The sequence below is a fragment of the Bradyrhizobium manausense genome (genome assembly GCF_001440035.1).
Taxonomy (GTDB): Bacteria; Pseudomonadota; Alphaproteobacteria; order Rhizobiales; family Xanthobacteraceae; genus Bradyrhizobium; species Bradyrhizobium manausense.
On record NZ_LJYG01000112.1, the window covers coordinates 730957 to 756448 of the forward strand.

The window sequence follows — 25492 nt, forward strand, 5'->3', positions numbered from 1 at the left end:
CCGCCCCGTGCCGAGCGCCACGATCACGGGTGTCTCAGAGCGCAGCGTCGCATCGAGCAGATTGGCGCAACGCTCGGCAATTCCGGCGTTGGACTGCGGCGAGGCTGGATCGGCCGGCACGACCTCGCAATGGCGGAGATCAAAGCGCTCCTTCAGGCGCGCCGCCAGCTCCATGCAGGCTGCGATCGGATGTTCAAGCCGGAACGTGATCAGCCGCTCGGCGAGGCACAGTGACACCAATCGCTGCGCCGAGGCGCGCGACACCTGCAGCATTTTTGCGATCTCGTCCTGGGTGTGGCCGGCAATGAAATAGAGCCAGCCGGCGCGCGCGGCGTCGTCGAGCCTGGATTTTTCGTTCTCGGCGGCCATGCGGCCTCACGCCCCCCAGAAATCGCTCATCTGCGCGAAGACCCGATCGGCCCCGGCGGCGGACAATATAGCGCGGCCGTCGCGGCTCCGATAATGGGCACCGCCGACAAATCCCCAGACCATCATCCCGGCCGCCTTGGCGGCCTGGACGCCGCTGACACTGTCCTCGATCACCAGGGTGCGAGAAGGGCTGGCCTGCATCTTGCCGGCGGCATGGAGAAAGAGATCCGGAGCCGGCTTGCCGTACCTGACCATCTGCGCGGTGTAGAGCCGATCGCCGAAATGCGGGGCGAGACCGGTGACCTCAAGCGACAGCGAGACGCGGTCAAGGTCGCTCGACGATGCGACACAGTATGGCGTCTTCAATCTCGACAGCACGGTGCCGACGCCGGGAATCGGCTGGAGCGAGCCGGCAAACGTCTCGAGCACGCGCGCCTTCAGTCGCGGAAGGAATTCGCTCGGCAGAACCTGGCCGAGTTCGCGGTAATGCTGCTCGATCGCCCCCGTGCTGCGTCCGAGAAAGAGCTCGAGCGCCTGCTCCACGCTGAGCTGAAGGCCGAACAGCGCCAGCACCTCGGACAGGCACCGACAGCTGAGCAGTTCGCTGTCGACGAGCACGCCGTCGCAATCGAAGATGATCAGATCGGGTTTTGGCCGGTCCAGCTCCATCCCGTCATTCGATCATATACCCAGATGATGAGCAATAGTTCAAAGCTCGGTACGCCGCGCCGGGGCAACCCGCGGCAGGACGAGCTGAAATTGCGTTCCGCCGCCCGGCTTGCTTTCAAGCCGGAGCTGCCCGCCCAACCGATCGACGACGATGCTGTGGACGATGTGCAGGCCAAGACCGCTCGCGCCATCGTGCCGGCGCGTCGTAAAGAAAGGATCAAATGCCCGCCGCTCCACGTCCGGCGCCATGCCGCAGCCGTCATCCGCAAACGAGAGCGCGATATGCTCCTGGCCGGAGGGGCCGATCGATACGTTGATGGTCCCACGCTGGCCGCCGGGGAATGCGTGGGTCATCGCATTGACGGTGAGATTGGTCAGAGCCTGGCCAAACGGCCCGGGATAGCTGTCCATCGCAAGATCCGGCATGCAGTTGACGCTGAGCGCGATGCCACGCTGTCGAAGCTGCCGCGCGAATTGCGAGAGCACCTGGCCGGTCAGTTCCCCCGCGTCAAAGCTTCGTCGACGGGACTCGGTCTGGTCGGCCGCAACCTGCTTGAACGATTGGACGCGCTCGGCGGCTCGTCCGAGATTGGTGACCAGTTGCGCCGACGCATCGTTCACCAATTCCAGAAACCCGATCAATGTCGAACGCCTGAGGTTACCGCGCGCGACGTCCGCCGCGAACTGTTCGGCCTTGCGCTGGAGCGTCGAAGCCACCGTCAGGCTGCTGCCGAGCGGAGTATTGATCTCGTGCGCGACGCCTGCGACCATACGTCCGAGCGCGGCGAGCTTTTCCGCCTCGATCAGGGAGTCCTGGATATCGCGCAAGTGCCGAAGCGCCGTTTCGGCAGCATCTCTGGCACCGCGGATTTCGCGTTCGGCCCGCTTTCGTTCGGTGATCTCCTCAGCCGCCACATTGACCGCAACGATCTCGCCATTTGGCATCCGCAGCGGATGCCAATAGGTGACCCAGGAGCGCTCATCGAGCTGATCAGCCCGCTGCCCCGCCACTTCGATGCCGATCACTGGCTCGCCCGTTACCATGATCGAACGCACGATCTGTTCGACTGACTCCGCCAACGCGGGCACGCAATCCCGCACAGTATGCCCGAGATGTCCCTCGACGGAGATACCGCAGATTTCGGTCAGGCGCTGGTTGATCAGCAGATACCGGCAGTCCGGCGACAGACAGGCGAGCCCGATCGGGGCGGTATCGTAGATCAGCTGCAACGCCGGCAATGTCGAGACCAGCATCACCTCCGATGCGGGCGATGACCTCACTGTGCTCGTCACTCAAATTCCCCGTGATCCCTTGCGCCAACTGCATGAAATTCGCGCGGGATTGGTCGTCGGTTGATCTAGATCAACAGGCCAGGCGGCGTCACAGCCATCGGCCTTCGGACGCGGCGCGGCCTTCACCGGGATTTTGAAGAAGCGACCGGCCGCGGTCGAGAGATCGCCGCCCGGTGGCGTGATCACTCCGGTCAAAACAGAACAAAGGCGCCGATCAGCAAACCCGCCGCGAAGGACATCAGTCCCAGGGTGCAGACGGAAACGATGCGCACGAGGATGCGAAGCCGCACCTCATACTCGTCGTCCGTCATTTCGTTGATGCGAGCCGCCACTGGTGCTGACCTGCCCGTGCGCTGTTCGGCAACTCTTGGATCTTAGCCCAAATCATGGTCAAGGCGAGGCATCGGTCTCGGTCGCGATGCCAATGCCGTGATGGGATTTGAGGAAAATTGGACCGTATGAGGGCGGTGCCGGAGCCCCGCCCCGCGAGCAATCTATTCCCTATCGTCGCTGGTTATAGACGTCGATGCACACAGCTCCGAGCAGCACCAGGCCCTTGATGACCTGCTGGTAGTCGATGCCGATGCCGAGGATGGACATGCCATTGTTCATCACGCCCATGATCATGGCGCCGACCACGGCACCGCCGACGCGGCCGACGCCACCATAGGCCGAAGCGCCACCGATGAAGCAGGCGGCGATGACGTCGAGCTCGAAGCCGAGGCCGGCTTTCGGCGTCGCGGTGTTGAGGCGCGCGGCGAAGACGAGACCGGCGAGCGCAGCGAGCACGCCCATGTTGACGAAGGTGAAGAAAGTCAGCCGTTCGGTCTTGATGCCCGACAGGCCTGCCGCCTTGGCGTTGCCACCAACGGCATAGATCTGGCGGCCGATCACGGTGCGGCGGGTGACGAAACCATAGAGCGCGATCAGGACGCTCATGATCACGAGCACGTTAGGCAGGCCGCGGTAAGTCGCGATCAAATAGGTGAAATAGAGCACGGCAAAGGCGAGCACGACACTCTTGCCGAGGAAGAACGCGTAGGGTTCAACCTCGATGCCGTGCGACACCTCGCGCGCGCGGCTCTTGGCGCTGGCGTAGACCAGACCGAGCGCCAGCACCGCTCCGATCAGCATCGAAGTGGGATGCAGCGTGCCGGCCTCTGGCAGCAGCTCCGGAATGAAGCCCGACGACAGCTTCTGGAAGGTCGGCGGGAACGGCCCGAGCGACTGGCCCTGCAACACGGCAAGCGCAAGGCCCTTGAACACCAGCATGCCCGCCAGCGTCACGATGAACGACGGGATCTTGAAATAAGCGACCCAATAGCCCTGCGCCGCGCCGATAGCCGCCCCGACCGCAAGACAGATCAGGAAGGCGAGCGTGTAGTCGACCTTGTATGTCACCATCAGAAGCGCGGCGACCGCACCGACGAAGCCCGCGACCGATCCGACCGACAGGTCGATATGGCCGGTGACGATCACCAGCAGCATGCCCAGCGCCATGATGACGATGTAGCTGTTCTGGAGCACCAAGTTCGTCAGGTTCAACGGCTGCAACAGCGTGCCGCTGGTCATGACCTGGAAGAACAGCATGATCGCAATCAGCGACATCAGCATGCCGTAGTTGCGCAAATTGTTCTTGATGAAGCTGCCGTGCCGGCGTTCCTCGGGCAGCGACACCGTCTTGTCGGTCATGGCTGCGATCCTCCCATCTCCGCGGCCCTGGCCGCGCCGTTTCCGTTGCTTCGTTCGTTGCGCATGATAGCGCGCATGATGTTTTCCTGTGTCGCCTCAGCGCCCGGGAACTCGCCGACGAAGGCCCCGTCGTTCATGACACAGATGCGGTCGCAGATGCCGAGCAGCTCGGGCATCTCCGAAGAGATCACCACAACGCCGCGGCCGGCCTCCGCCAGTTCGTTGATAATACAATAAATCTCGTATTTGGCACCGACGTCGATGCCCCTTGTCGGCTCATCCAGGATCAGCACCTTGGGGTCGGTCATCAGCCATTTCGACAACACGACCTTCTGCTGGTTCCCGCCGGACAGCTGGCCGGTCTCCTGGTAGACGTCGGAGCAGCGAATCCGCATCCGGTTACGGTAATCGCTGGCGACCTTCAGCTCGGCGATGTCGTCGATCACCCGCCCCGGCGCGACCTGGTCGAGGCTTGCCAGTGTAATGTTCTTGCGCACGTCGTCGGCCAGGATCAGGCCGAGCTGCTTGCGGTCCTCGGTGACATAGGCAAGGCCGGCGTCGATGGCGGCCGCGACGGTCGGCAGCACGATCTCGTGACCCTCGAGGGCAATGCGGCCGCTGATATTGGTCCCCCAGGAGCGGCCGAACAGGCTCATGGCGAACTCGGTGCGACCGGCCCCCATCAGCCCGGCAATGCCGACAACCTCGCCGCGCTTGACGCCGAAATTGACATTCTTGATCACCTGCCGATCGGGATGGATGGGGTGATAGACCGACCAGTTCGAAACCTCGAGCACCGGTTCGCCAATCTTGGCGCTGCGCTCGGGAAAACGATGGGCAAGGTCGCGATTGACCATGCTGCGGATGATGCGGTCTTCCTGGATCGGCTCGGCGCGGCAGTCGATACCGTCGACGGTGCGTCCGTCGCGCAGCACGGTGATGTGGTCGGCGACGCGGGCGACCTCGTTGAGCTTGTGCGAGATCAGGATCGAGCCGATGCCCTGCTCGCGGAACTTCATCAGGCGTTCGAGCAGTGCAGCGCTATCGGCCTCGTTCAGGCTCGCGGTCGGCTCATCCAGGATCAGCATCCGGACGCGTTTGGACAGCGCCTTGGCAATTTCGACAAGCTGCTGCTTGCCGACCCCGAGATCGGTGATCAGCGTATCCGGCGATTCCTTCAGACCGACCTGCGCGAGCAGCTCGCGCGTGCGCCGGTACACCTGGTCGCGATCGATCACGCCGAATTTTGACGGCGGATGCGAGAGAAAAATATTCTCCGCAATCGACATCAGCGGAATCAGCGCCAACTCCTGATGGATGATGATGATGCCGAGCGCCTCGGAATCGTTGATGTCGCGGAACCGGCGCTCCTGGCCCTCGAAGATAATGGTGCCTTCATAGCTGCCCGCTGGGTAGACCCCGCTCAGCACCTTCATCAAGGTTGATTTTCCGGCGCCGTTCTCGCCGACGAGGGCATGGATCTGCCCGGCTTCAACCGAGAAATTGACGTCACGCAGCGCCTGCACACCGGCAAAGCTCTTGCTGACGTTGCGCATCTCCAGCATGGCGGTCATTGCATCATTTTCCTAGATCGTCGTCGTTCCGGGGCGCCCGAAGGGCGAACCCGGAACCTCGAGATTCCGGGTACGATGCTTCGCATCGCCCCGGAATGACGGAGAAGAAGTCTTACTGAAACTGCGACTTCTTGTAGTAGCCGCTGTCAACCAGAACCTTCTCCCAATTGTCCTTGTACACCACGACGGGCTTCAGGAGATAGGATGGCACGGTCTTGACGCCGTTCTCGTAGGTCTTGGTGTCGTTGACCGTCACCTGCTTGCCGGCGAGCGCGGCGTCGACCATGTCGGCGGTCACCTTGGCGAGATCGCGGGTGTCCTTGAAGATGGTCGAATACTGATCGCCCCGCAGCATCGCCTTGATCGACGGCACTTCGGCGTCCTGCCCCGAGATGATCGGCATCGGCTGGTCGGCACTACCATAGCCTACGCCTTTCAGCGAGGAGATGATGCCGATCGAGAGGCCGTCATAGGGCGACAGCACGGCATGGACCTTCTTGTTGCCGTAGTAGGCGCTGAGCAGATTGTCCATGCGGGCCTGCGCAGTGGCACCGTCCCAGCGCAGGGTCGCGACCTTGTCCATGCCCATCTGGCCCGAGGCGACCACGAGCTTGCCGCTGTCGATATACGGCTTCAACACGCTCATCGCGCCGTTGTAGAAGAAGTAGGCATTGTTGTCGTCGGGCGAACCGCCGAACAGCTCGATGTTGAACGGACCCTTGCCCTCCTTGAGGCCAAGCCCCTTCTCGATCGATTCCGCCTGCAGCACGCCGACCTGGAAATTGTCGAAGGTCGCGTAATAGTCGACGTTCGGCGTGCCGCGGATCAGGCGGTCATAGGCGATCACGGTGATGCCTTTCGCTTTCGCCTGCTTGAGCACGTCGGACAGCGTGGTGCCGTCGATCGCGGCGATCACGAGCGCCTTGGCGCCCTTGGTCACCATGTTCTCGACCTGCGAGAGCTGGTTCGGGATGTCATCCTCGGCATATTGCAGGTCGGTGTTGTAGCCGCGCTCCTTCAGCACCTTCACCATGTTGTTGCCATCGTCGATCCAGCGCGCCGAGGACTTGGTCGGCATGGAGATGCCGACGGTTGCCTTGTCCTGCGCGGAGGCGGTGAGACCTGTAGCCATCGTTGCGGCGCCCGCCAGCGCCATCGCCAGAAATGTCGTCTTCAATTTCAACATGCTTCACTCCCTTTGGGTGTCAGACTGTTTGTTAGTGTCGTGCAGTACATCGGTAAAGGTCGGTTTCGGGTCTCCTATGCGAGCTTGACGTCGGGCTCCGCGCGACCGCGCGCGGAGGCTTGTAACACAAAAGTGCAGCCGGCCTGTGGGTCGGCGGCGCGCGCCTCTGCGTCCATGTCCTGCCAGGCCGAAGTGACCAGCAGGCGCGATAGATCAGGACCGACGAAAGCAGGGCAGCTCGCCTGCTTGGCCGGCACATGCAGCGAACGCAGGCACTCGCCTTGCGGAGAATAGACATCGACGCGGCTGGCGCCCCAACAGGCATTCCAGATCTGGCCATCGGCATCGCACACCGAGCCGTCAAGCCCGCCGACGCCGGTGTGACGCAGCAACACCTCAGGCTCGCCGCGCGGCAGGCCCGTGTCAGGATCGAGCGGCACGGCATAGAGCGCGCCGCGTGCGGTGTCGGTGAAATAGCCCGTGGCGCCGTCCGGCGCGAAGCAGATCGAGTTCGGGATGCTGATGCCCGGAAACAGCATCGAGATCTTGCCGCGGTGGAGCGCGTAGATCGCCCCCAGACCTCGCTCGGCCTTGCGTCCCATCGTTCCGATCCAGAACGTTCCGGATTGATGCACCCGGCAATCGTTGGAGCGTGTCGCGGGATTGTCCGCCTCCAGCGCGCAGAACAACGTCATTGCGCCATCGGCGAGTGTGCGGACGTAACAGCCATCCTCGGCGACCACGAGCTGGCGCTCGGCATCGATCCGCCCCAGCGCGCTCGCCATCCGGCCCAGCGCGTGGATTCGGATCGCGCCGCTGCCAAGATGCGCCTGGAACAGCTTCCCCTCGCGAATGTCAAACCACCAGGCGGTGTCGGTGGCCACGTCATAGGTCGGGCCTTCACCGAGATGACATCGCTCGGTGGAGAGAATGGTCGTCGGCACCTGCTCCATCATGGCGTCCTCGCTGCGAAGCGATAGACGGTGTGATGTCGGTAGACACTGCCGGGATCGAGGCGCGGGCTCGGAAAATCCGGCCGGTTCGGCGAGTCGGGCCACATATGCGGCTCCAGGCACAAGGCGTCCGATTGACGGATCAGCTTGCCGCCCTTGCCCGCGATCGTGCCGTCGAGATAGTTGCCGGAATAGACTTGCAGGCCGGGCTGGTCGGTGAACAGCTCCATGATCCGTCCTGAAAGCGGTGCTTCCAGCCGAGCCGCAAGCGCGAGCTTGCCATCGCGCGCGAGGCAATAAGTGTGGTCATAGCCCCTGCCGTTCTGCAATTGCAGATCGCCCTCGCGGATGCGCGCACCGACGGGGTGAGCCTCGCGGAAGTCGAACGGCGTGCCGGCTACGCTGCGCGGCGGTTCCGGCAGCGGGATGGCGGTGGGATCGATAGCGAGGAAGTGGTCGGCCTTGACCGTCAGCCTGTGATCGAGGGTGGACGCGCCCGAGGTCGCGCCCTCCAGATTGAAGAAGCTGTGATTGGTGAGGTTCACGATGGTCGGCCGGTCGGTCCGTGCCTCCATGATCAGCGACAGCTCGGTCGGGCCTGTGACGCGATAGGTCAGGCGCACATCGAGCTTGCCTGGATAATTCTCCTCGCCATGCGGGCTCGTATAGGCCAGCGTGACCGCAGGGCTGGCGCAGTCATCGATCTCGGCGATGTCCCAGATCTTGCGGTCGAAACCGTCGAGGCCGCCATGCAGCGCGTTGGGGCCGTTGTTGACGGCAAGCTGGAAGGTCTCGCCGTCCAGCGAAAACCGGCCGTTGGCGATGCGGTTGGCGTAGCGGCCAACGGTGGCGCCAAAGAACTTCCGTTCAGCGAGATAGCCGGCAAAGCTGTCATGGCCGAGCACGACGTCGTCGGTGCCGCCTTTGGCATCCGGCGCGATCAGCGCCTGGATCACGGCGCCATGGGTGATGATGCGGGCCTCAAACCCGCCCTCCCCACGCAGCACGACACGATCGACACTGCGTCCATCCGGCAGTGTTCCGAACACGTCCTTTGCTATTTTCGCACCAGCCATGTCTAGTCCACAAACGGTTCGACGATAGTACGCTTGCCGAGCAGGAAAGAGTCGGCGACGAGGCGAAGCGGTGCCAGGTCGACATCGCTCGCGCCTGATGCCGCGAGCTTGACGAAGTGACGGTAGAGTTCTCGATATTCCTCATCAGGCGCGTCGGCAACAACCTTGCCGTCGACCTCCATGATCCTGCCACCACGAGACAATGTCATCCGGCCCTGATCGGTTTCCGCGACGATATCCCAGCTCTGCGGCCCGGTCTGACGAAAGTCGAACTCGGCTGTAACAGGCAGGCCGCCGATGTCGGTCAGCGTCAGGTTGGCGGCAATCGGCGACTGGCAATTGGCCGGAAAGGCAAGTTCGGCCGCGGTGACGAACACCGGCTTGGGCAATATGCGGGTCAGGATCGAGAGCGCATTGATGCCGGGATCGAACACGCCGAGCCCGCCCGGCTCCCAGATCCAGGTCTGGCCGGGATGCCAGACGCGGACATCTTCCTTCCAGATGATGTGAACCGACTTGATCCGGCGCGTTGCCAGCCATTCGCGGGCCGGCTCGACCGCCGGGGCGTGGCGCGAATGCCAGGTCGCAAACAAGGTGCGCTTTGCATCGACCGCCATTGAGATCAACGGATCGAGCTCCGCAACGCCGATGCCTGGCGGCTTCTCCAGCATGACATGCTTGCCGGCGGCGAGCGCTGCGGCAGCCTGGGCGCGGCGCACCTGCGGCGGTGTGCAGAGCGACACCGCATCGATCTCTGGACCCTTCTCCAGCAGTTCCTCGATGGTTGCAAAATGGGGCAGGCCGGGCAGCGACGCGTTGCGGCTGGCCACGGCGGCAAGTACCGCGCCAGGCGTCGCGGCGATCGCGCCGACATGCTGGTCGCGCGCGATCTTGCCGAAGCCGACGATGGCGATACGAAGAGCTGTCACGGATGTTCTCCAGGTTCTGCAGGCGCGGCCGGTGCCGTCTCGGCCGCCGTGCCCTTATGCCGGCGCATGCCGTTGTGAATGACGAAGGCCATGGCCTCGGCCGCCGCGTCGGCGTCACCTTCTGCGATCGAATCGACGATCTTCTGGTGCCAGAGCAAGGTAATCTCGCGGTCTTCCGATCCCGCAGGTGCACTGAGCATGAATGCCGTGCGCAAGGCCGCCTCGATCACATGACCGATGGAGCGCATGAACGGATTGCCGGACGCTCGGGCCACCGCAAGGTGCAAGGCGAGGTCGGCTTCGGCAAAGTCGACGGACTCGGACGTCTCCTGCCGCATGCGGTCCATGCTGCGCCGAAGCTCGGCGATGTCTTCTTCCGAACGGCGCCTGGCCGCTAGTGCCGCCGCGCGCGGCTCGACCGCAAGACGTATCTCCGCGAGGTCGTTGAGAAAGCGCCTGTCGATGCCGGCGTCGAGGTGCCAGGCCAGCACATCGGCGTCGAACATGTTCCAGGCGGCGCGCCCGCGTACAACGGTGCCAACCCGCGCCTTGGTGGTGAGCAGGCCCTTGGCGACCAGCGTTTTCACGCTCTCGCGCAACACCGGACGCGACACGCCGAACATCGCCGTCAGCTCGGCATCGCCCGGAAGCCGCACGCCTTCCGCGTACCGGCCAGCGATGATGTCGACGCCGATCGAGCGGGACACTTCCGCGTGGTTGGAATGGGCCCGTCGTGTCGGGATGACGACGATGCGCGAAGTCATGAGGCTGCTCCCGCGCGCGTTGCCACTGGCCGGCGCGCCAGCGCGACCAGGCCCTGCTGAAGTGCGATGAAGGCGAACAGCAAGATGCCGGTCGCGATCTTGGTCCACCAGCTCGACAGCGTGCCGTCGAAATTGATGTAGGTCTGGATCATGCCCTGGATCAGCACGCCGAGGAAAGTGCCGATCACCGAGCCCTGCCCGCCCGTGAGCAGTGTGCCGCCGATCACCACGGCAGCGATGCTGTCGAGCTCGACACCGACAGCGGAAAGCGAATAGCCGGCGCTGGTGTAGAAGGAGAACACGATCCCGGCAGTCCCTGCCAGCAGGCTCGACAGCATGTAGATCTTTATCGTCATCTTGCCGACCGCAACGCCCATCAGGCTCGCGGTCGCCCGGCCACCCCCGAGTGCATAGACATTGGCACCGAACCGGGTGAGACGCAGCAACAGGATGCCGCCGATCAGGATCACGAGCATGATGATCGCGATCGCGCTGAGCCGCCCGCCCCCGGGCATCCGCAACGCAAAGTCGGACACGGTCGAATAAACAGGCGCCGTGATCGGCACCGATTCCGTCGAGAGCAGGAAGCTGGCGCCGCGCGCCAGGAACATGCCGGCCAACGTCACGATGAAGGGCGGCAGGTCGAAAACGTGGATGACCGCTCCCATCGCCGCACCAAAGGCCGCCGAGAGCACGAGGATGGCGACGAAGGCAACCAGCGGCGGCACGCCCCAGCGTTCGATCGCCAGCGCAACGAACACAGTGGTGAAGCCGATCACCGAGCCGACCGAGAGATCGATCCCGCCGGAGATAATGACGAAGGTCATGCCGGTCGCGACGATGCCGACGAAGGCATTGTCGGTGAGGAGATTGCCGACCACGCGGGTCGAGGCAATGTTGGGGAACTGCATCGCGCAGAGCCCAAAGCCCACGACGAGCACAATGGCCGTGATCAGGACGGGCGGGAGGCCTTTCATGGTTTCGCCCTCCGCAGCGGCGCCATGATGCCGGCAAAGCCGGACAGTTTTGGCGATTGCAGCAGCAGCACCGCGAGCACCACCACGGCCTTGACCAGCAAATTGAACTCCGGCGGATAGCCCGATAGCAGGATGCCGGTGTTCATGGTCTGGATGATCAGCGCACCCAACACGGCCAGAACGAGGCTGAAGCGGCCGCCGAACAGCGAGGTGCCGCCGATCACGACCGCGAGAATCGCGTCGAGCTCGAGCCAGAGGCCAGCATTGTTTGCATCTGCCCCCATGATGTCGGCCGCGGCGATCACGCCCGCGAGCGAGGCGCAGACGCCGCACCAGACATAGACCGCCAAGATCATCGCGCGGGTACCGACCCCGGCAAGCTCGCTCGCGCGTGCATTGCCGCCCGTCGCCTCGATCAGGAGTCCGAGTGCCGAGCCGCGGACCACCGCGCCCGTGAGGATCAGCATGCCGAGCGCAATCGCGATCGGGACCGGAACGCCGAGAATGGCACCGTTGCCGAGCCAGACCAGGTCCGGCGAGCTGAAGGTCACAATGCGCCCCTCGGTGATGAGCTGGGCAATGCCGCGCCCTGCCACCATCAGGATCAGCGTCGCCACGATCGGCTGCATGCCGAGCACGGCGACAAGAAACCCGTTCCACAATCCGCAGACGAGGCCGGCGCCGAGCGCGGCCGCCAGCACCACCGGCAGGCCGTGACTATCGGCGAGGCTTGCGGCGATCGCGCCGCAGATGGCCATCACCGCACCGACCGAGAGATCGATGCCGCGCGTTGCGATCACCAGCACCATGCCGAGCGAGAGCAACGCCACCGGCGTGCCGCGATTGAGCACGTCGATCAGGCTGCCGAACAGGCGGCCGTCCTGAAGACGCAGGTCGAAAAATTGCGGCGATACCACGCGGTCGACCGCGAGGATGACGATCAGCGCCAGGATCTGGGCAAGGCCGCGGCGCGGCAGCAGCATCGTCATGCCCGAGCCTCTTTCGCTGCGCCCTCGGCGGCGATGGCCGCGAGGATATTGGTGACGTCGATGGCCTCGCCCGCGAGCTCCTCGACATGGGCGCGATCGCGCAGCACGACTACGCGATCGGAATAGGTCACGATCTCGTCGAGCTCGGAGGAGATCACGAGGAGCGCCAGCCCGTCGTCGCAGAGCTCGCGGATCAGGCGGATGATCTCGGCGTGCGCGCCGACATCGATGCCTCGCGTAGGTTCATCCAGCACGAGGAGCCGCGGCGCAGTCGCGAGCCAGCGCGCCAGCAGCGCCTTTTGCTGATTGCCGCCGGAGAGCAGGCCCACAGGGCGCTCGGGATCGGGCGGACGGATGTCGAGCATCTTGACGTAGCGGCGGGCAATCTCGTCCTGCTCACGGCGTGACAGCGGCCGATGCAGGCCGCGCTTGGCCTGCAGCGCGAGCACGATGTTCTCGCGCACGGTGAGTTCGGCGACGATGCCGTCGGTCTTGCGCTCCTCCGGGCAATAGCCAAAGCCCTGGCGGACGCCGTCGCGCGGCGACTGCAGTCGCACGGGGGCACCCTCCACCCTCGCCTGCCCGCCATCGGGGCGCTCGGCGCCGAACACCAGCCGCGCCGTCTCGGTACGGCCCGAGCCGAGCAGTCCGGCAAGGCCGACGACCTCGCCATGGCGCAGCTCGAGATTGAACGGCGCGACATAGCCGGCCTTGCCGTAATTCTCGAAACTCGCACAGACCTCGCGCGGCGGACGGTCGCCTGCCGCCGCCCGCGCGCTGGTGGTCTCGGCGAGCTCGCGCCCGAGCATCATCCGGATCAGCTCGAGCCGGGGCAGCGAGGCCGTCTCGCGCTCGCCGACCAGGCGGCCGTTGCGCAGCACCGTGATCCGATCGGAGATCTCGTAGACCTGATCGAGGAAATGGCTGACGAAGACGATGCCGATGCCGCGCCTGGCAAGCTGGCGCATGATGCCGAAGAGGATCTCGACCTCGTGACGGTCGAGGCTCGCAGTCGGCTCGTCCAGAATCAGCACGCGTGCGGAAAGATCGACGGCGCGCGCGATCGCGGTGACATGCTGAATGGCGACCGAATAATTGCCGAGCGGCGCTGCGACATCGATGTCGAGGCCGAACTCGGTCAGCAGCGCCTCGGCGCGGCGGCGCATCTCGCCTTCGCGCACGATACCGAATCGCATCGGCTGGCGGTCGAGAAAAAGGTTCTGCGCGACCGACAGGTTCGGCAGCAGATTGACCTCCTGGTAGACGGTGGCAATGCCGGCCTCGAGCGCAGCCTTGGCCGAACGCGGCGCGACCTCGTCGCCGCCCAGCCGGACAACACCGGCATCGCGCGGGAACACGCCGGTGACGACTTTGATCAGCGTGGATTTGCCGGCGCCGTTCTCGCCGAGCAGCGCATGGATCTCGCCGGCGCGAAGCGTGAAGTCGACCTCCTGCAACGCGCGCACCGCACCAAAGCTCTTGCTGATCCCGCGCACCTCCAGGAGCGGCGGAGCAGGACCAAGGCTGTTCTCCATAACGACGTCACTCCCACCGGCGCCCGCTCATGCTGCCGACACCGAGCCTATTCGTTCGCGCGACGGTTGCGAAGGGGGTTTGCCGGACCACGGAGCGTGGTCCGGCAAGACGCCCGCCTCAGTAACCGAGGCCCTTCTTGCTGTCGTATTCCTTCTGCGGATTGTCAGTGGCCGTGAGCAGCCTGGATTCGGTCTGGATCCACTTCGGTGGAACCGTCCCCTTCTCCTTGAAGGCCGCGACGGCGTCGAAGGCCGGGCCGGCCATGTTCGGCGTCAGCTCGACCGTGGCATTGGCCTCGCCGGCGACCATCGCCTTGAAGATATCAGGCACTGCGTCAATCGACACCGTGAGGATGTCCTTGCCCGGCTTGAGACCGGCTTCCTTCATGGCCTGGATCGCGCCGACCATCATGTCGTCGTTGTGGGCGTAGACCGCGCAGATGTTCTTGCCGCCGCCCTCGGCCTTGATGAAGCTCTCCATGACTTCCTTGCCCTTGGCACGGGTGAAGTCACCGGTCTGGCTGCGCACAATCTTCAGATTGGCGTGCTTGGCGATCGCGGTGTCAAAGCCCTTCTTGCGGTTGGCGGCAACGCTGGCGCCGACCGTACCCTGCAATTCGACGATGTTGCAGGCCTTGTCGCCGACGGTCTTGGCCAGCCAGTCGCCGGCGACCTCGCCTTCGTGGACGCTGTCCGAGGTGACGGCGGTGAGATAGAGGTCCTTGCCCGAGGGATCGATGTCGCGGTCAAGCAGCACGACCGGAATCTTGGCTTCCTTGGCTTCCTTCAGCACCGCATCCCAGCCAGTCGAGACGACGGGGGCGAGGAAGATCGCATCGACGTTCTGCGCGATGAAGGAGCGGATCGCCTTGATCTGATTTTCTTGCTTCTGCTGCGCGTCGGCGATCTTGAGATTGACCTTGCGCTTGGCGGCCTCCTGCTTGGAGACCGAGGTCTCGGCTGCGCGCCAGCCGGACTCCGATCCGATCTGCGAGAAGCCGACAGTGAGTTCTGCGGCATTGGCCGGCAGTGCAAGCAACAACGCGGCGGTGGCGCTGGCCGCAAAAAGGGCTTTGAGGGTCATGAGGCGTGTGTCTCCCAAGTGTTATCCGGGGCGTCCACGGTATCATGACACCCTCAGGCCGACCTTCAGGGCGGCGGAAGGGACTATTCCATGGAAGACAGCGTCCGTATAGTCATATTATTTGACTATTGGTCGAATAATCTGGATGCGCGAAATCTACACGCACAGAGTTAATCTTATATATTATACAACCTAAAGATCAACTAGTTTCTACGAGACAGCATGGCCGGGCTCGTCCGGGCATGACGATCTCATGGAAATTCGCGTGTGTGATCCGGTGCGATCAACAGCAGGCAAGCGAAAAAGCTAGATCAGCTTGCGCTGCGCAAGGTTCTTCATCAGCGCGCCGATGCCGAACGTCCACGGCTCGCACTCGTCGCTGGTCCGCATGCGGTTGACGAGCTTGCCGAGTTGCGGGGCGGCAATCGTGACGATGTCGTCGCGCTTGTGGGTGAACCCCTGCCCCGGCGCATCGCGATCCTTGACCGGTGCGAACATCGTGCCGAGGAACAGCACGAAACCGTCAGGATATTGATGCACCTTGCCGATGGTCTGCGCGACGAGATCGGTCGGATCGCGGCTGATCTTGCTGATCGAGGAATGCCCGTCGAGGACAAAGCCGTCAGTCCCCGTTACGTTCAGGCTGATGTCGAGCTTGCGCGCGTCATCGAGCGTGAAGGTCTCGTCGAACAGCCGCAGCAGCGGGCCGATCGCGCAAGAGGCGTTGTTGTCCTTGGCCTTCGACAGCAGAAGCGCCGAGCGGCCCTCAAAGTCGCGCAAATTGACGTCGTTGCCGAGCGCACCGCCGACGATCTTGCCGCGGCTGGAGACGAACAGCACGAGCTCCGGCTCGGGATTGTTCCAGGTCGATTTCGGATGCAGCCCGGCATCCATGCCGGTGCCGACCGAGGAAAGCGTCGGCGCCTTGGTGAAGACCTCGGCATCGGGGCCGATGCCGACCTCGAGATATTGGCTCCAGGCGTTCTGATCGATCAGCACCTGTTTCAAATGCATCGCCTGGTCAGAACCCGGCTTGAGCTTGGACAGATCGTCGCCGATCAGCCGCGTGACTTCCTTGCGAATGGCTTCGGCCGAGGCGGGGTTGCCCTTGGCGCGCTCCTCGATCACGCGTTCCAGCATCGAGATCGCGAAAGTGACACCCGCGGCCTTCAGGGTCTGGAGATCGACCGGCGCGAGCAGCCAGGGCTTTTTCGGATCGCGCCCATCAGGTGCCGTGTTGGCGACGATGGCTTCGAGATCGCCGATGCGTTCGCCCTTGATCGCGGCAAGCGCCTTGGCCGGATTGTCCTCCTCGCAGAGGGCGCTGACGGTCGGAAATTTGGCGGTGACGTCGAAGACGCCGTCAACGCGCACCGCGACCACGGCCGGACCGTTCGCCGGCGGCAGCCAGACGCGGCCGACCAGCGTTCCCTTCGTTCCGTCCTCGGGGAGAAGGTCTTGAACCGTCAAATTCGTCATGGCCGGCGTCCTCGCTGTTTTTCAGATCGGCTGCTCTCGCTGGCAACTGATCCCATTGGCGAAGACCAATAAACGTCTGGCAGGGGAAGTCCAGAGCGGCAGAATGCCCTGCTGCTACGCCCCTGCGCGCGCCTTGCGGGCCGCGATCTGCTGCAGCGCCCAGCGTGCATTCTTGCGGACGTCTGGATCCGCATCGTCGGCAACGACCGCCAAAAAGGCCTCACCGTCGGGATGCGCGATCTCGCCGAGCGCGGCGGCCGCCTCTTTCCGCAAATTCGCCTGGTCGTGATTGACGCAATTGCCGATCGGACGCACCGCACGCTCGATCTTCATCTTGCCGAGGCTGCGGATCGCTTTCAGTCGTACCTGCCAGAACTCATCCGTGAGCCCGCCGATGAGTTGGTCGGCGGCGAGCGAACCGTTGACGCTGAGACCGAGCGTCTCCGCCGCCATCTCTCGCACCATCCAGTCGGAGTCCTTCAGTGCCCGGGTGATCGTCTCGGCAGCGGGCTTCATCTGCGAGAACGCCAGCGCGCTCACCGCGGCGCGGCGTACATGCGCGTCGGGATCATTGATCAGCGCGGTCAGCGCTGGGATGGATTCCTCCAGTTTGAGGAAGCCGATCACGCCGATCGCCTGCACGCGAACGGCGGCATCAGCGTCCTGCAGCGCTTCGAGTGCTGGCTTGAGCGTGTCCTTGCAGCGCAATTCCTTCAGCGCGCGCAGCGCGCCCATACGAACGAAGGCGTGGGCATGCTTGACGAGCGGCAAGATGACATCGGCGCAGGCGGGATCCTTGAATTCCGCCATGCTGTCGGCCGCGGCCGCCGCGACGATCCTTTCCGGATCGACCAGCAGCTTCACCAGCACACTTGCCGCCTCCGGCCCATCGAACTCGCCGAGTGCCATCGCCACCTGTTGGCGCACGCCGGCGTCGGGATCGGCCACCATATTGGCGAGGTGCGCGACGGCCGCGGGATCGCCGGAATGGCCGAGCGCGATGATCGCGACGCGGCGCTCGGCAGGATCGGCGGCCTGGAGCCGCTCGTCGGCATCTTCGAGATCGTCGTAGGATTCGAACGGGCTCGACATGATCACCTCAACAGGTAGGGAATGTTGACAGTGACGGCGCCGGTCGGGCAATCGGCCTCGCAGGGCATGCAGTACCAGCACTCATCATAGGCCATGTAGGCCTTGCCGGTCATGTCGCTGATGCGCAGCACGTCGAGCGGGCAGACGTCGACGCAGACGGTGCAGCCCTTGTCGGCGATGCATTTGGCGTCGTCGACGACCACCGGAACCGATGTCTGATAGGACGCGAGAGGCATGTGATGTCTCCTGTTGCTCTGTTGCGGTGGATCAGGCAGTGGCGCGGATGCGCTGCTTGTCGTAGAGATCCTTCTCGTCGTCGGCGATCGGGACGACGTAAGGCTCGACGGCGCGCTTCTCGCTGGTCATCTTGCCGTTCTGCTTCGACAGCAGCGTGTGGCAGAACCAGTTCTCATTGTCCTTCTCCGGGAAATCGGTGCGCCAGTGGTAGAGGCCCCAGCGGCTCTCCTCGCGATAGAGCGAGGCATGCACGGCCATGTCGGCGCAATCCATGATCGACTGCACTTCCAGCGCGCGGAGCAGCTCATGCGCGTTGCGTGCGATCATGCGCTCCTGCATGTCCTGCCGCGTCTCGGCGAGGCGGCGCATGCCGAGCTCGTATTTGCGCGTGACCTTCGGCGGCTGAAGGTAATCATTCACCAGGCGGCGGGTCTTGTATTCGACCTGGTTCGGCGGAATGCCGTCCTCGCGTTTGGTCGGTGCGAGCACGCGATCGCGCTCCTTGGCGATATCAGCCGCATCGAACTCGGCAAAGTCGTGATTGTCGGCGAACTCCATCGCGTCGATGCCGGCGACCGAGCCATTGGTGAAGGCGCCGAGCATGTAATTGTGCGGCACGCTCGCCATGTCGCCGGCGGCGTACAGGCCCGGCACGGTCGTGCGCGCGTTGTCGTCGACGAACACGCCGGAGGCGCTGTGGCCGGAGCAGAAGCCGATCTCCGAGATGTGCATCTCGATCGACTCGTTGCGGTAATCGACGCTGCGCCCCTGCTGGAACAGACCGCGCGTGGGCCGCTCGACCTTGTGCAGCGTGGATTCGATCTCCGAGATGGTGTCGGGATGGAGATGCTTGAGCTGGAGGAAAACCGGCCCCTTGCCGGACAGGAGTTCGTTGTAGAACTCCAGCATCATCTGGCCGGACCAGTAATCGCATTCGATGAAGCGCGAGCCTTCGTTGTTCGCCGTGAAGGCGCCGAAGGGACCGGCGACATAGGCGCAGGCCGGGCCGTTATAATCCTTGATCAGGGGATTGATCTGGTAGCATTCGAGGTTCGCGAGCGCAGCACCAGCGTGATAAGCCATGGAATAGCCGTCACCGGAATTGGCGGCGTTCTCGTAGGTGCCGAACATGTAGCCGGAGGTCGGCAGGCCAAGCCGGCCGGCGGCGCCCATGCAAAGGATCACGGCCTTGGCCTTGATCACCAGGATCTCGGCGGTGCGGGTGTTGACGGAGATCGCGCCGGCAATGCGGCCGTCGGACGATTTCAGCAGCCGCGTCGCCATGTAGCGGTTGGAGATCAGGATGCGCGCGCGGCGGAGCTGACGGTACAGCGCCTTCTTCACGGTCTCGCCGTTCGGCATCGGCAGCACATAGGTGCCGATATGGTGCACCTTCTTGACGGCGTAGTCGCCGTTCTCGTTCTTCAGGAAGCGGATGCCGAAACTGTCGAGCTCCTCGATGATCTTGTAGCAATTCTGGGCATATTTATAGACCGCCTTCTGGTCGACAATGCCGTCATTGGCGATGGTAATTTCCTTGGTGTACTGCTCCGGCGTCGCGTAGCCGGGGATGACGGCGTTGTTCAGTCCGTCCATACCCATCGAGATCGCGCCTGAGCGCTTGACGTTGGCCTTCTCGAGCAGGACGACGTTGGCCTTCGGGTTCTTCAGCTTCGCCTTCAGCGCCGCCATCGGGCCGGCGGTGCCGCCGCCGATCACGAGCACATCGCAGGAAACCTCCGAAAGTCCGTCGACGATCTGATCTAGTGCCATCGCTTGCTCCTGGTCCGCCGGCATCTCCGGCGCCTTTGCATCAGATTTGTTCAGGTGATCGTCCGGCGATAGCAATTAGTTGTCGCCGGGACGCGATTTGCGCCTCAGCGCTCGACGAAGGCCTTTTCGATGACGAAATGACCGGGCTGGCTGTGATTGCCCTCGACAAAGCCGCGCGCGGAGAACATCGCGTGCAGTTCCTCGAGCATCGCCGGGCTCCCGCACAGCATGATGCGGTCGGTCTCGATATCGAGGCCGGATTGGCCGATATCCTCGAACAGCTGGTTGGAGGCGATTAGGTCGGTGATACGGCCGCGATTGCGGAACGGCTCGCGGGTAACGGTCGGATAATAGACCAGCTTGTCGCGGATCAGGGGGCCGAAGAATTCGTGATTGCGCAGGCCATCGACGACGTGCTCGCCATAAGCGAGCTCGGAGACCTGGCGGCAGCCATGGGCAAGCACGATGGTCTCGTAATTCTCGTAGACGTCGGGGTCCTTGATCAGGCTGGCGAAGGGCGCAAGGCCCGTGCCGGTCGAGAGCAGCAGCAGGCGTTTTCCCGGGATGAGATTGCCGGTGATCAGCGTACCCGTCGCCTTGCGGCCGACCAGGATGATGTCGCCTTCCCGGATCTTTTGGAGGCGCGAGGTCAGCGGGCCGTCCTGCACCTTGATCGAGAAGAATTCGAGCGCTTCCTCGTGATTGGCGCTGGCCATGCTGTAGGCGCGCATCAACGGCTTGCCCTCGACTTCCAGCCCGATCATCGCGAACTGGCCGTTCTGGAAGCGGAAGCCGGGATCGCGCGTTGCGGTGAAGCTGAACAGGGATTCGGTCCAGTGCCGGACCGACAAAACCGTTTCCTTCTGAAATGCGCTCATGGTCTCTCCTTTGATTGCGCGCAGGTTCTCGGAGAGAGTGGAGTCCGGCAATTCGGAAGTGGAATTCCCGGTCGATTAGTTTCACATTTCGCGAGCGGTGATTGCAGAGCAGGCGGTAACCGTCCGATCGCATGCTCTCGCTGGCAATTAGTTGCTATCGCCGCGCGCCGACGGTGACGTAGACAGTATGAGGAGGTTCGTCTTGACCATGCCCCTGATGGCGCCAACCGTGGCCGACTACGAAGCAAGCGCCGATCTCGCGACGCTGCTCGTCCGTACCGCCGAGGGTGATGCCTTCAGCGTTCCCGCCGAGAAACTTCGCCTTTCCTGCAAATGCGCCCACTGCACCCGGGCCCGCTTCGACGAATGTTTCCCTCAACGGTTTCCGGGAATCGCCATCACCGAGATCGGCGACCTCGGCTATGGGCTGAACATCTCGTTTTCCGATGGACACAACAAGGGGATTTACCCAAAGCCGTATTTGCTGAGCCTGGCTGCTGCAGACAACCCTGCATCCTGAGCGTTCGGTTGCGCAACCAGCGTCATGGCCGGGNNNNCCGTCCACGATCTTCCTGCCTCACCAAGAACGTGGATGCCCGGGACAAGCCGGGCACGACGGCGGAGCAACCTCACTCCTTAACCCCCATCTGGCACGGACATTGCTCATCTGTAGAACGATTCGAACGTTCCGGAGGCAGACAATGTTGCAGGCGGCAAGTGCAGTGCGCGGGGCGGTTCCCCCGGCAGTCCGACCTGCGGCTAGTTCCTCGCTGCTGCTGACCGAGAACCAGCAATGGATCGGCGGGCCGCCGGCGCTGATGGACAAGCTCAGCCCACGAGAGCGGGAACTGGTGCTGAAGCAGGGCCGGCGAAAGGTGCTTAACCGCGGCCAGACGCTGTTCAGCCAGGGCGGTAAGCATGACGGCATCTGGCTGATCGAAAGCGGCCGCATCCGTGTGTTCTATACCTCGCCGCAGGGGCGCGAGATCACACTCGCCTATTGGCATGTCGGCAACTTCGTCGGCGGGCCCGAAGTGTTCGAGGGCACGGTGCATCAATGGTCCGGCGTCGCGTCGAGCAATTGCAGCGTCGTACACCTGCCCGGAAGAGAATTGCGGTCCCTTGCTGCGGATATCCCGAACCTCGCGATCGGTCTTATTGAAGGCCTGACTTTCAAGGGCAAATGCTATTCGGCGCTGGCTCAGATGCTGGGAACTCGCTCGATCACGCAGCGCCTCGCACATCTGCTCCTGCACCTCGTCGAGCTCTACGGCGTCGAGGATGCCGAGGGCCGCGTGATCGCGGCCGCCTTCACCCATGCCGACATCGCCCACATGGTCGGCGCCACCAGGCAATGGGTCACGATCAGCCTGAAGCGGATGCAGGAGAAGGGGATCGTCGTCACCAAGCGCTCGCAGATCGTGGTCTGCCGAACCGACGTGCTGGAGGAGATGCGGGGCCAAGCCTCCGACTGAAGAAGCCGACCAGGGCCGGTGCACAGGCAAGCGGCTTTATAGTGCAGGACTGCCCAAGGACTATGCAATCAGCTTTTCCCGGCAACTAATCGACTACCGCGGTCATTCCGGATTTGCCCTGCCCGCGCCCTCCCCCAATCATGGCAACCGCAGCACATCCAACCGAATGAGGATGAGAATGGTCCGCCATCTTCCCACGCTCTCGATCGCGATGTCGGTGACGTCGCTGGCGCTAATCCTCGCCCAGCCGGCCTCGGCGGAAACCGTCACGCTCGGCATCGGAACGCAGGACACCACGACCAACACGGTGACCGCGGGCGTCGTCATCCGGCAGCTGCATCTTCTCGAAAAATATCTGCCCACGTCAGGTAAATACGCCAACATCAAGTTCGAGCTGGAGTGGCAAAATTTCACGTCCGGTCCGCCCGTCACCAACGCGATGATGGCGAACAAGCTGCAGATCGGCATGATGGGCGACTATCCGCTGATCGTGAACGGCTTCACCTTCGAGAGCAACCCTGAAAGCAAGAGCCGGCTGATCGGCATCGCCGCATACAGCCTGTCCGGCTCCGGCAACGGCATCGTCGTCCACAAGGACTCGCCCTACTACGATCTCGCCGATCTCAAGGGCAAGCTGGTCAGCGTGCCGTTCGGCTCCGCTGCGCACGGCATGGTGCTGAAGGCGATGCAAGACCGCGGCTATTCATCCGATTTCTTCCAGCTCGTCAGCCAGAGCCCGGAGGTCGGCTCGACCAATCTCCAGGAGAAGAAGATCGACGCCCATGCCGACTTCGTCCCCTTCGCTGAGCTGCTTCCCTTCCGCGGCTTTGCGCGAAAGATCTTCGACGGCGTCGAGACGAACTTGCCGACCTTTCACGGCATCGTGGTGCGCACCGATTTCGCCGAGAAATATCCTGAAGTCGTCGTTGCCTATTTCAAGGCGCTGATCGCCGCCAACCAGTGGCTGCGCGACGATCCCAAGCTTGCTTCCGAGAAGATCCAGGAATGGACCGGCATCAACAAGGAAGTCGTCTACATCTTCCTGGGACCGGGCGGCAACATGACCACCGATCCCACGGTCAAGCCGACGCTGATCGAAGCAGCCAGCGCCGACGTCAAGGTGCTGCAAAACCTCGGCCGCATGAAGGAGTTCGATCCAAAGAAATGGGTCGACGACAGCTACATCCGCAAGGCCTACGCCGAGATGAAGCTCGACTATGACGCGCAGCTGGGCAGCACAAAGAACTATGAGATCAGGGGCGAAGACGCCTTCTGCAAGAAGCCGATCACCGATCCACGCAAGGCCGGCGAGGTCTGGGTCGATGAGGCCGGCATCATGCCGTTCTCGTCCGCCGCCTGCACGCTCGGGGCTTATGCCGACTTCAAGGCCAAGGGCAAGAAGATCAACGTCGCTTACGTCTTCGACACCACGCGCGGCATCAAGCTATTCGCCGACCAGGCCTTCTTTGCGGTCGGCAATGGTGACGTCGCCCCGTTCCTGCTCAAGAAGGACGCCGAGGCCTATGCCGCCAAGATCAGCGGCAAGGTGCTCGGCTTCGACGACGCGGTGAAGGCAGCCGTCAGCGGAGACAAGACGTGAGCAGTCCCGCCCTCGTCAGACATCCCGAGGACAGTATGCCGGCAACAGCAGCACTTGCACAGGCGGGCCCCGCGCCAGCCGCCATCCCACCCGCGCCACCGCCATCCTTCGGCACGCTCGCGTTGCGCTGGTACCGGCTGAACCAGGGTCGGCTTCGCGCCACCGCGATCGGCATCATCTCGCTGATCGCCTTCCTGCTGGTCTGGCACCTGCTCACGACCTATCGCGTCGTGTTCTTTGTGCGTTTCACCAACGTACCCTCCCCGCTCGCGGTCTATGCGAGCTTCGTCAAGGCCATCCACGATCCCAAATTCCTGATGCACATCTTGCTGAGCTGCCGGCGCATCTTCATCGGCTTCTCGCTGGCCGCTGTTGTCGGCGTGCCGCTCGGCCTGATCATGGGCCGCTTCAAGCTGGTGCATGAGATCATCTTTCCCGTGGCCGAGGTGCTGCGGCTGATCCCGGCGATCGCCTGGGTACCGATGGCGATCATGCTGTGGCCGACCAACGAGCAGAGCATCGTCTTCATCACCTTCCTGGGCTCGTTCTTCCCTATCCTGGTCAACACGCTGCACGGCATGTCGCTGGTCGACCCCGTGCTGGTGCGCGCCGCACAATGTCTCGGCGCGCGCGAACGGTCGATCTTCCGCGAGGTGTATTTTCCGGCCTCGCTGCCGCACATCTTCACCGGCCTTACCGTCGGCATGGGCGTCGCCTGGGTGTCGCTGATCGCGGCCGAGATGATCTCGGGCCAGTACGGCATCGGCTATTTCACCTGGGAGGCCTATTCGCTGGTGCAATATGCCGACATCGCGCTCGGCATGATCGCGATCGGCGTGCTTGGCCTCGGATCGAGCCTGCTGATCAGGGGTGCGGGACATCTGGTGATGCCATGGAGATCGACGAGATGAGCGAGATGCTTGCGAGCGAAGCGAAGGGCCATATCGACGTCAAGAACTTCTCCCTCAGCTATGATAGCATCGAGGGACCGGTTCAGGCCGTCACCGACACGCAGATCCATGTGAAGCCGGGCGAATTCGTCTCGATCGTCGGGCCCTCCGGCTGCGGAAAGTCGACGCTGCTGAACGCAGTCGCCGGCTTCCTCACACCCACCACGGGAATCGTCACCGTCGACGGCGAGCGTGTGAACGGCCCCAGCGCCGAACGCGGCATGGTGTTCCAGCAATATTCGCTGTTTCCCTGGAAGACGGTGCGGGAGAACGTCGAGTTCGGCCTCAAGATGCGCGGCATGCCGCGCTCGCAGCGCGAACGGGCCGCGCGCACATTGCTCGGACTCGCAGGCCTGGAAGCCTTCGAAAAGCATTACCCGGAGAAACTGTCCGGCGGCATGAAGCAGCGCGTCGGCATAGTCCGTGCGCTCGCCACGGGACCCAAAGTGCTGCTGCTCGATGAGCCGTTCGGCGCGCTCGACGCGCAGACGCGCGTCATCATGCAACAAATCCTCACCAATATGTGGCAGCGCCTGAAAATCTCGGTGCTGTTCGTCACCCACGACATCGACGAGGCGATCTTCCTGTCCGACCGCGTCTACTGCATGACCGCGCGCCCCGGCTCGATCAAGGCCGAGATACCGATTCCATTGGAGCGGCCGCGGCAGCAATCGATGATGATGTCGTCGGAATTTTTGGCACTGCGCCGCGGCCTGATGTCGCTGATCCGCGAGGAGAGCCTGAAGGCGATGGGCGGCGAGATCAACGACATGGGCATGCAGGGGCTCAACATCGAGCTGCACGGGCATTCGCTGGCTGACGTGATTTGATTTAGCTCGACCTGCCCCCCGGGGAAACGACCGTCGCGTAGGGTGGGCAAAGGCGCCCTTGCGCCGTGCCCACCACCTCTCTCGATCG

General features: G+C 63.4%; 24 protein-coding genes and 1 pseudogene. 5 read left to right on the forward strand and 20 right to left on the reverse strand.

The window, feature by feature from the left end; translation table 11 throughout:
• The 20 genes and pseudogenes from AOQ71_RS49410 to AOQ71_RS40080 form a co-directional block, all read right to left on the reverse strand.
• Positions 1 to 369 (reverse strand): annotated as a pseudogene (locus AOQ71_RS49410) (sugar-binding domain-containing protein); the annotation flags it as partial.
• Positions 370 to 375: 6 nt separating this feature from the next.
• Positions 376 to 1038: an HAD family hydrolase gene (locus tag AOQ71_RS39995; protein ID WP_057758938.1), complete on the reverse strand. Its 663-nt coding sequence runs from the start codon at positions 1036 to 1038 to the stop codon at positions 376 to 378.
• Between the two features lie 39 nt (positions 1039 to 1077).
• On the reverse strand, positions 1078 to 2331 hold the full coding sequence (locus tag AOQ71_RS40000; protein WP_245317398.1) for a sensor histidine kinase: 1254 nt from the start codon (positions 2329 to 2331) through the stop codon (positions 1078 to 1080).
• Positions 2332 to 2522: 191 nt separating this feature from the next.
• Positions 2523 to 2663: a hypothetical protein gene (locus AOQ71_RS45770; protein ID WP_157083801.1), complete on the reverse strand. Its 141-nt coding sequence runs from the start codon at positions 2661 to 2663 to the stop codon at positions 2523 to 2525.
• A 169-nt stretch (positions 2664 to 2832) separates the two neighbouring features.
• Complete coding sequence (gene mmsB / locus AOQ71_RS40005) at positions 2833 to 4023, reverse strand: multiple monosaccharide ABC transporter permease (protein WP_057758942.1); 1191 nt, start codon at positions 4021 to 4023, stop codon at positions 2833 to 2835.
• Entirely contained in the window at positions 4020 to 5597 is a 1578-nt protein-coding gene (gene mmsA, locus AOQ71_RS40010; protein WP_057758944.1) for a multiple monosaccharide ABC transporter ATP-binding protein, read from the reverse strand. The genes mmsB and mmsA overlap by 4 nt, the downstream gene beginning before the upstream one ends.
• A gap of 112 nt (positions 5598 to 5709) precedes the next feature.
• On the reverse strand, positions 5710 to 6783 hold the full coding sequence (gene chvE, locus AOQ71_RS40015) for a multiple monosaccharide ABC transporter substrate-binding protein (protein ID WP_057758946.1): 1074 nt from the start codon (positions 6781 to 6783) through the stop codon (positions 5710 to 5712).
• Positions 6784 to 6857: 74 nt separating this feature from the next.
• Positions 6858 to 7736 (reverse strand): SMP-30/gluconolactonase/LRE family protein, encoded by an 879-nt coding sequence (locus AOQ71_RS40020; protein ID WP_057758948.1) that lies wholly within the window; start codon positions 7734 to 7736, stop codon positions 6858 to 6860.
• A complete protein-coding gene (locus tag AOQ71_RS40025; RefSeq protein ID WP_057758950.1) occupies positions 7736 to 8812 on the reverse strand; it encodes an aldose epimerase family protein in 1077 nt (358 codons plus the stop codon). Before AOQ71_RS40025 ends, AOQ71_RS40020 begins: the two co-directional genes overlap by 1 nt.
• A 2-nt stretch (positions 8813 to 8814) precedes the next feature.
• A complete protein-coding gene (locus AOQ71_RS40030) occupies positions 8815 to 9741 on the reverse strand; it encodes a Gfo/Idh/MocA family protein (protein ID WP_057758952.1) in 927 nt (308 codons plus the stop codon).
• Positions 9738 to 10505 (reverse strand): FadR/GntR family transcriptional regulator, encoded by a 768-nt coding sequence (locus AOQ71_RS40035; protein WP_057758954.1) that lies wholly within the window; start codon positions 10503 to 10505, stop codon positions 9738 to 9740. Before AOQ71_RS40035 ends, AOQ71_RS40030 begins: the two co-directional genes overlap by 4 nt.
• Positions 10502 to 11482, reverse strand: coding sequence for a galactofuranose ABC transporter, permease protein YjfF (yjfF, locus tag AOQ71_RS40040; protein ID WP_057758956.1), 981 nt, complete (start codon positions 11480 to 11482; stop codon positions 10502 to 10504). The genes AOQ71_RS40035 and yjfF overlap by 4 nt, the downstream gene beginning before the upstream one ends.
• Positions 11479 to 12471: an ABC transporter permease gene (locus AOQ71_RS40045; RefSeq protein WP_057758958.1), complete on the reverse strand. Its 993-nt coding sequence runs from the start codon at positions 12469 to 12471 to the stop codon at positions 11479 to 11481. Before AOQ71_RS40045 ends, yjfF begins: the two co-directional genes overlap by 4 nt.
• Complete coding sequence (locus AOQ71_RS40050) at positions 12468 to 14006, reverse strand: sugar ABC transporter ATP-binding protein (RefSeq protein WP_057758960.1); 1539 nt, start codon at positions 14004 to 14006, stop codon at positions 12468 to 12470. The genes AOQ71_RS40045 and AOQ71_RS40050 overlap by 4 nt, the downstream gene beginning before the upstream one ends.
• A gap of 118 nt (positions 14007 to 14124) precedes the next feature.
• Entirely contained in the window at positions 14125 to 15090 is a 966-nt protein-coding gene (ytfQ, locus tag AOQ71_RS40055; protein WP_057758962.1) for a galactofuranose ABC transporter, galactofuranose-binding protein YtfQ, read from the reverse strand.
• 306 nt (positions 15091 to 15396) lie between these two features.
• Complete coding sequence (locus AOQ71_RS40060; RefSeq protein WP_057758964.1) at positions 15397 to 16569, reverse strand: fumarylacetoacetate hydrolase family protein; 1173 nt, start codon at positions 16567 to 16569, stop codon at positions 15397 to 15399.
• 114 nt (positions 16570 to 16683) lie between these two features.
• Positions 16684 to 17661, reverse strand: coding sequence for a HEAT repeat domain-containing protein (locus tag AOQ71_RS40065; protein WP_057758966.1), 978 nt, complete (start codon positions 17659 to 17661; stop codon positions 16684 to 16686).
• A 2-nt stretch (positions 17662 to 17663) separates the two neighbouring features.
• A complete protein-coding gene (locus AOQ71_RS40070) occupies positions 17664 to 17897 on the reverse strand; it encodes a 4Fe-4S dicluster domain-containing protein (RefSeq protein WP_008141081.1) in 234 nt (77 codons plus the stop codon).
• Between the two features lie 31 nt (positions 17898 to 17928).
• Positions 17929 to 19671: a fumarate reductase/succinate dehydrogenase flavoprotein subunit gene (locus AOQ71_RS40075; protein ID WP_057759119.1), complete on the reverse strand. Its 1743-nt coding sequence runs from the start codon at positions 19669 to 19671 to the stop codon at positions 17929 to 17931.
• Positions 19672 to 19775: 104 nt separating this feature from the next.
• Positions 19776 to 20549, reverse strand: a complete 774-nt coding sequence (locus AOQ71_RS40080) for a ferredoxin--NADP reductase (RefSeq protein WP_057759120.1) — start codon at positions 20547 to 20549, stop codon at positions 19776 to 19778.
• Between the two features lie 208 nt (positions 20550 to 20757).
• On the opposite strand from AOQ71_RS40080, the gene AOQ71_RS40085 reads away from it, so the two are divergent.
• The 5 genes from AOQ71_RS40085 to AOQ71_RS40105 all read left to right on the forward strand — a co-directional run bounded on the left by AOQ71_RS40085 (position 20758) and on the right by AOQ71_RS40105 (position 25404).
• Positions 20758 to 21069, forward strand: coding sequence for a gamma-butyrobetaine hydroxylase-like domain-containing protein (locus AOQ71_RS40085; protein ID WP_057759122.1), 312 nt, complete (start codon positions 20758 to 20760; stop codon positions 21067 to 21069).
• Between the two features lie 181 nt (positions 21070 to 21250).
• A complete protein-coding gene (locus AOQ71_RS40090; protein ID WP_057758968.1) occupies positions 21251 to 22024 on the forward strand; it encodes a Crp/Fnr family transcriptional regulator in 774 nt (257 codons plus the stop codon).
• Between the two features lie 178 nt (positions 22025 to 22202).
• On the forward strand, positions 22203 to 23624 hold the full coding sequence (locus AOQ71_RS40095; protein WP_057758970.1) for an ABC transporter substrate-binding protein: 1422 nt from the start codon (positions 22203 to 22205) through the stop codon (positions 23622 to 23624).
• Complete coding sequence (locus AOQ71_RS40100) at positions 23621 to 24535, forward strand: ABC transporter permease (RefSeq protein ID WP_083514824.1); 915 nt, start codon at positions 23621 to 23623, stop codon at positions 24533 to 24535. Before AOQ71_RS40095 ends, AOQ71_RS40100 begins: the two co-directional genes overlap by 4 nt.
• Entirely contained in the window at positions 24517 to 25404 is an 888-nt protein-coding gene (locus AOQ71_RS40105; protein ID WP_083514825.1) for an ABC transporter ATP-binding protein, read from the forward strand. Before AOQ71_RS40100 ends, AOQ71_RS40105 begins: the two co-directional genes overlap by 19 nt.
• Positions 25405 to 25492 lie beyond the last annotated feature (88 nt).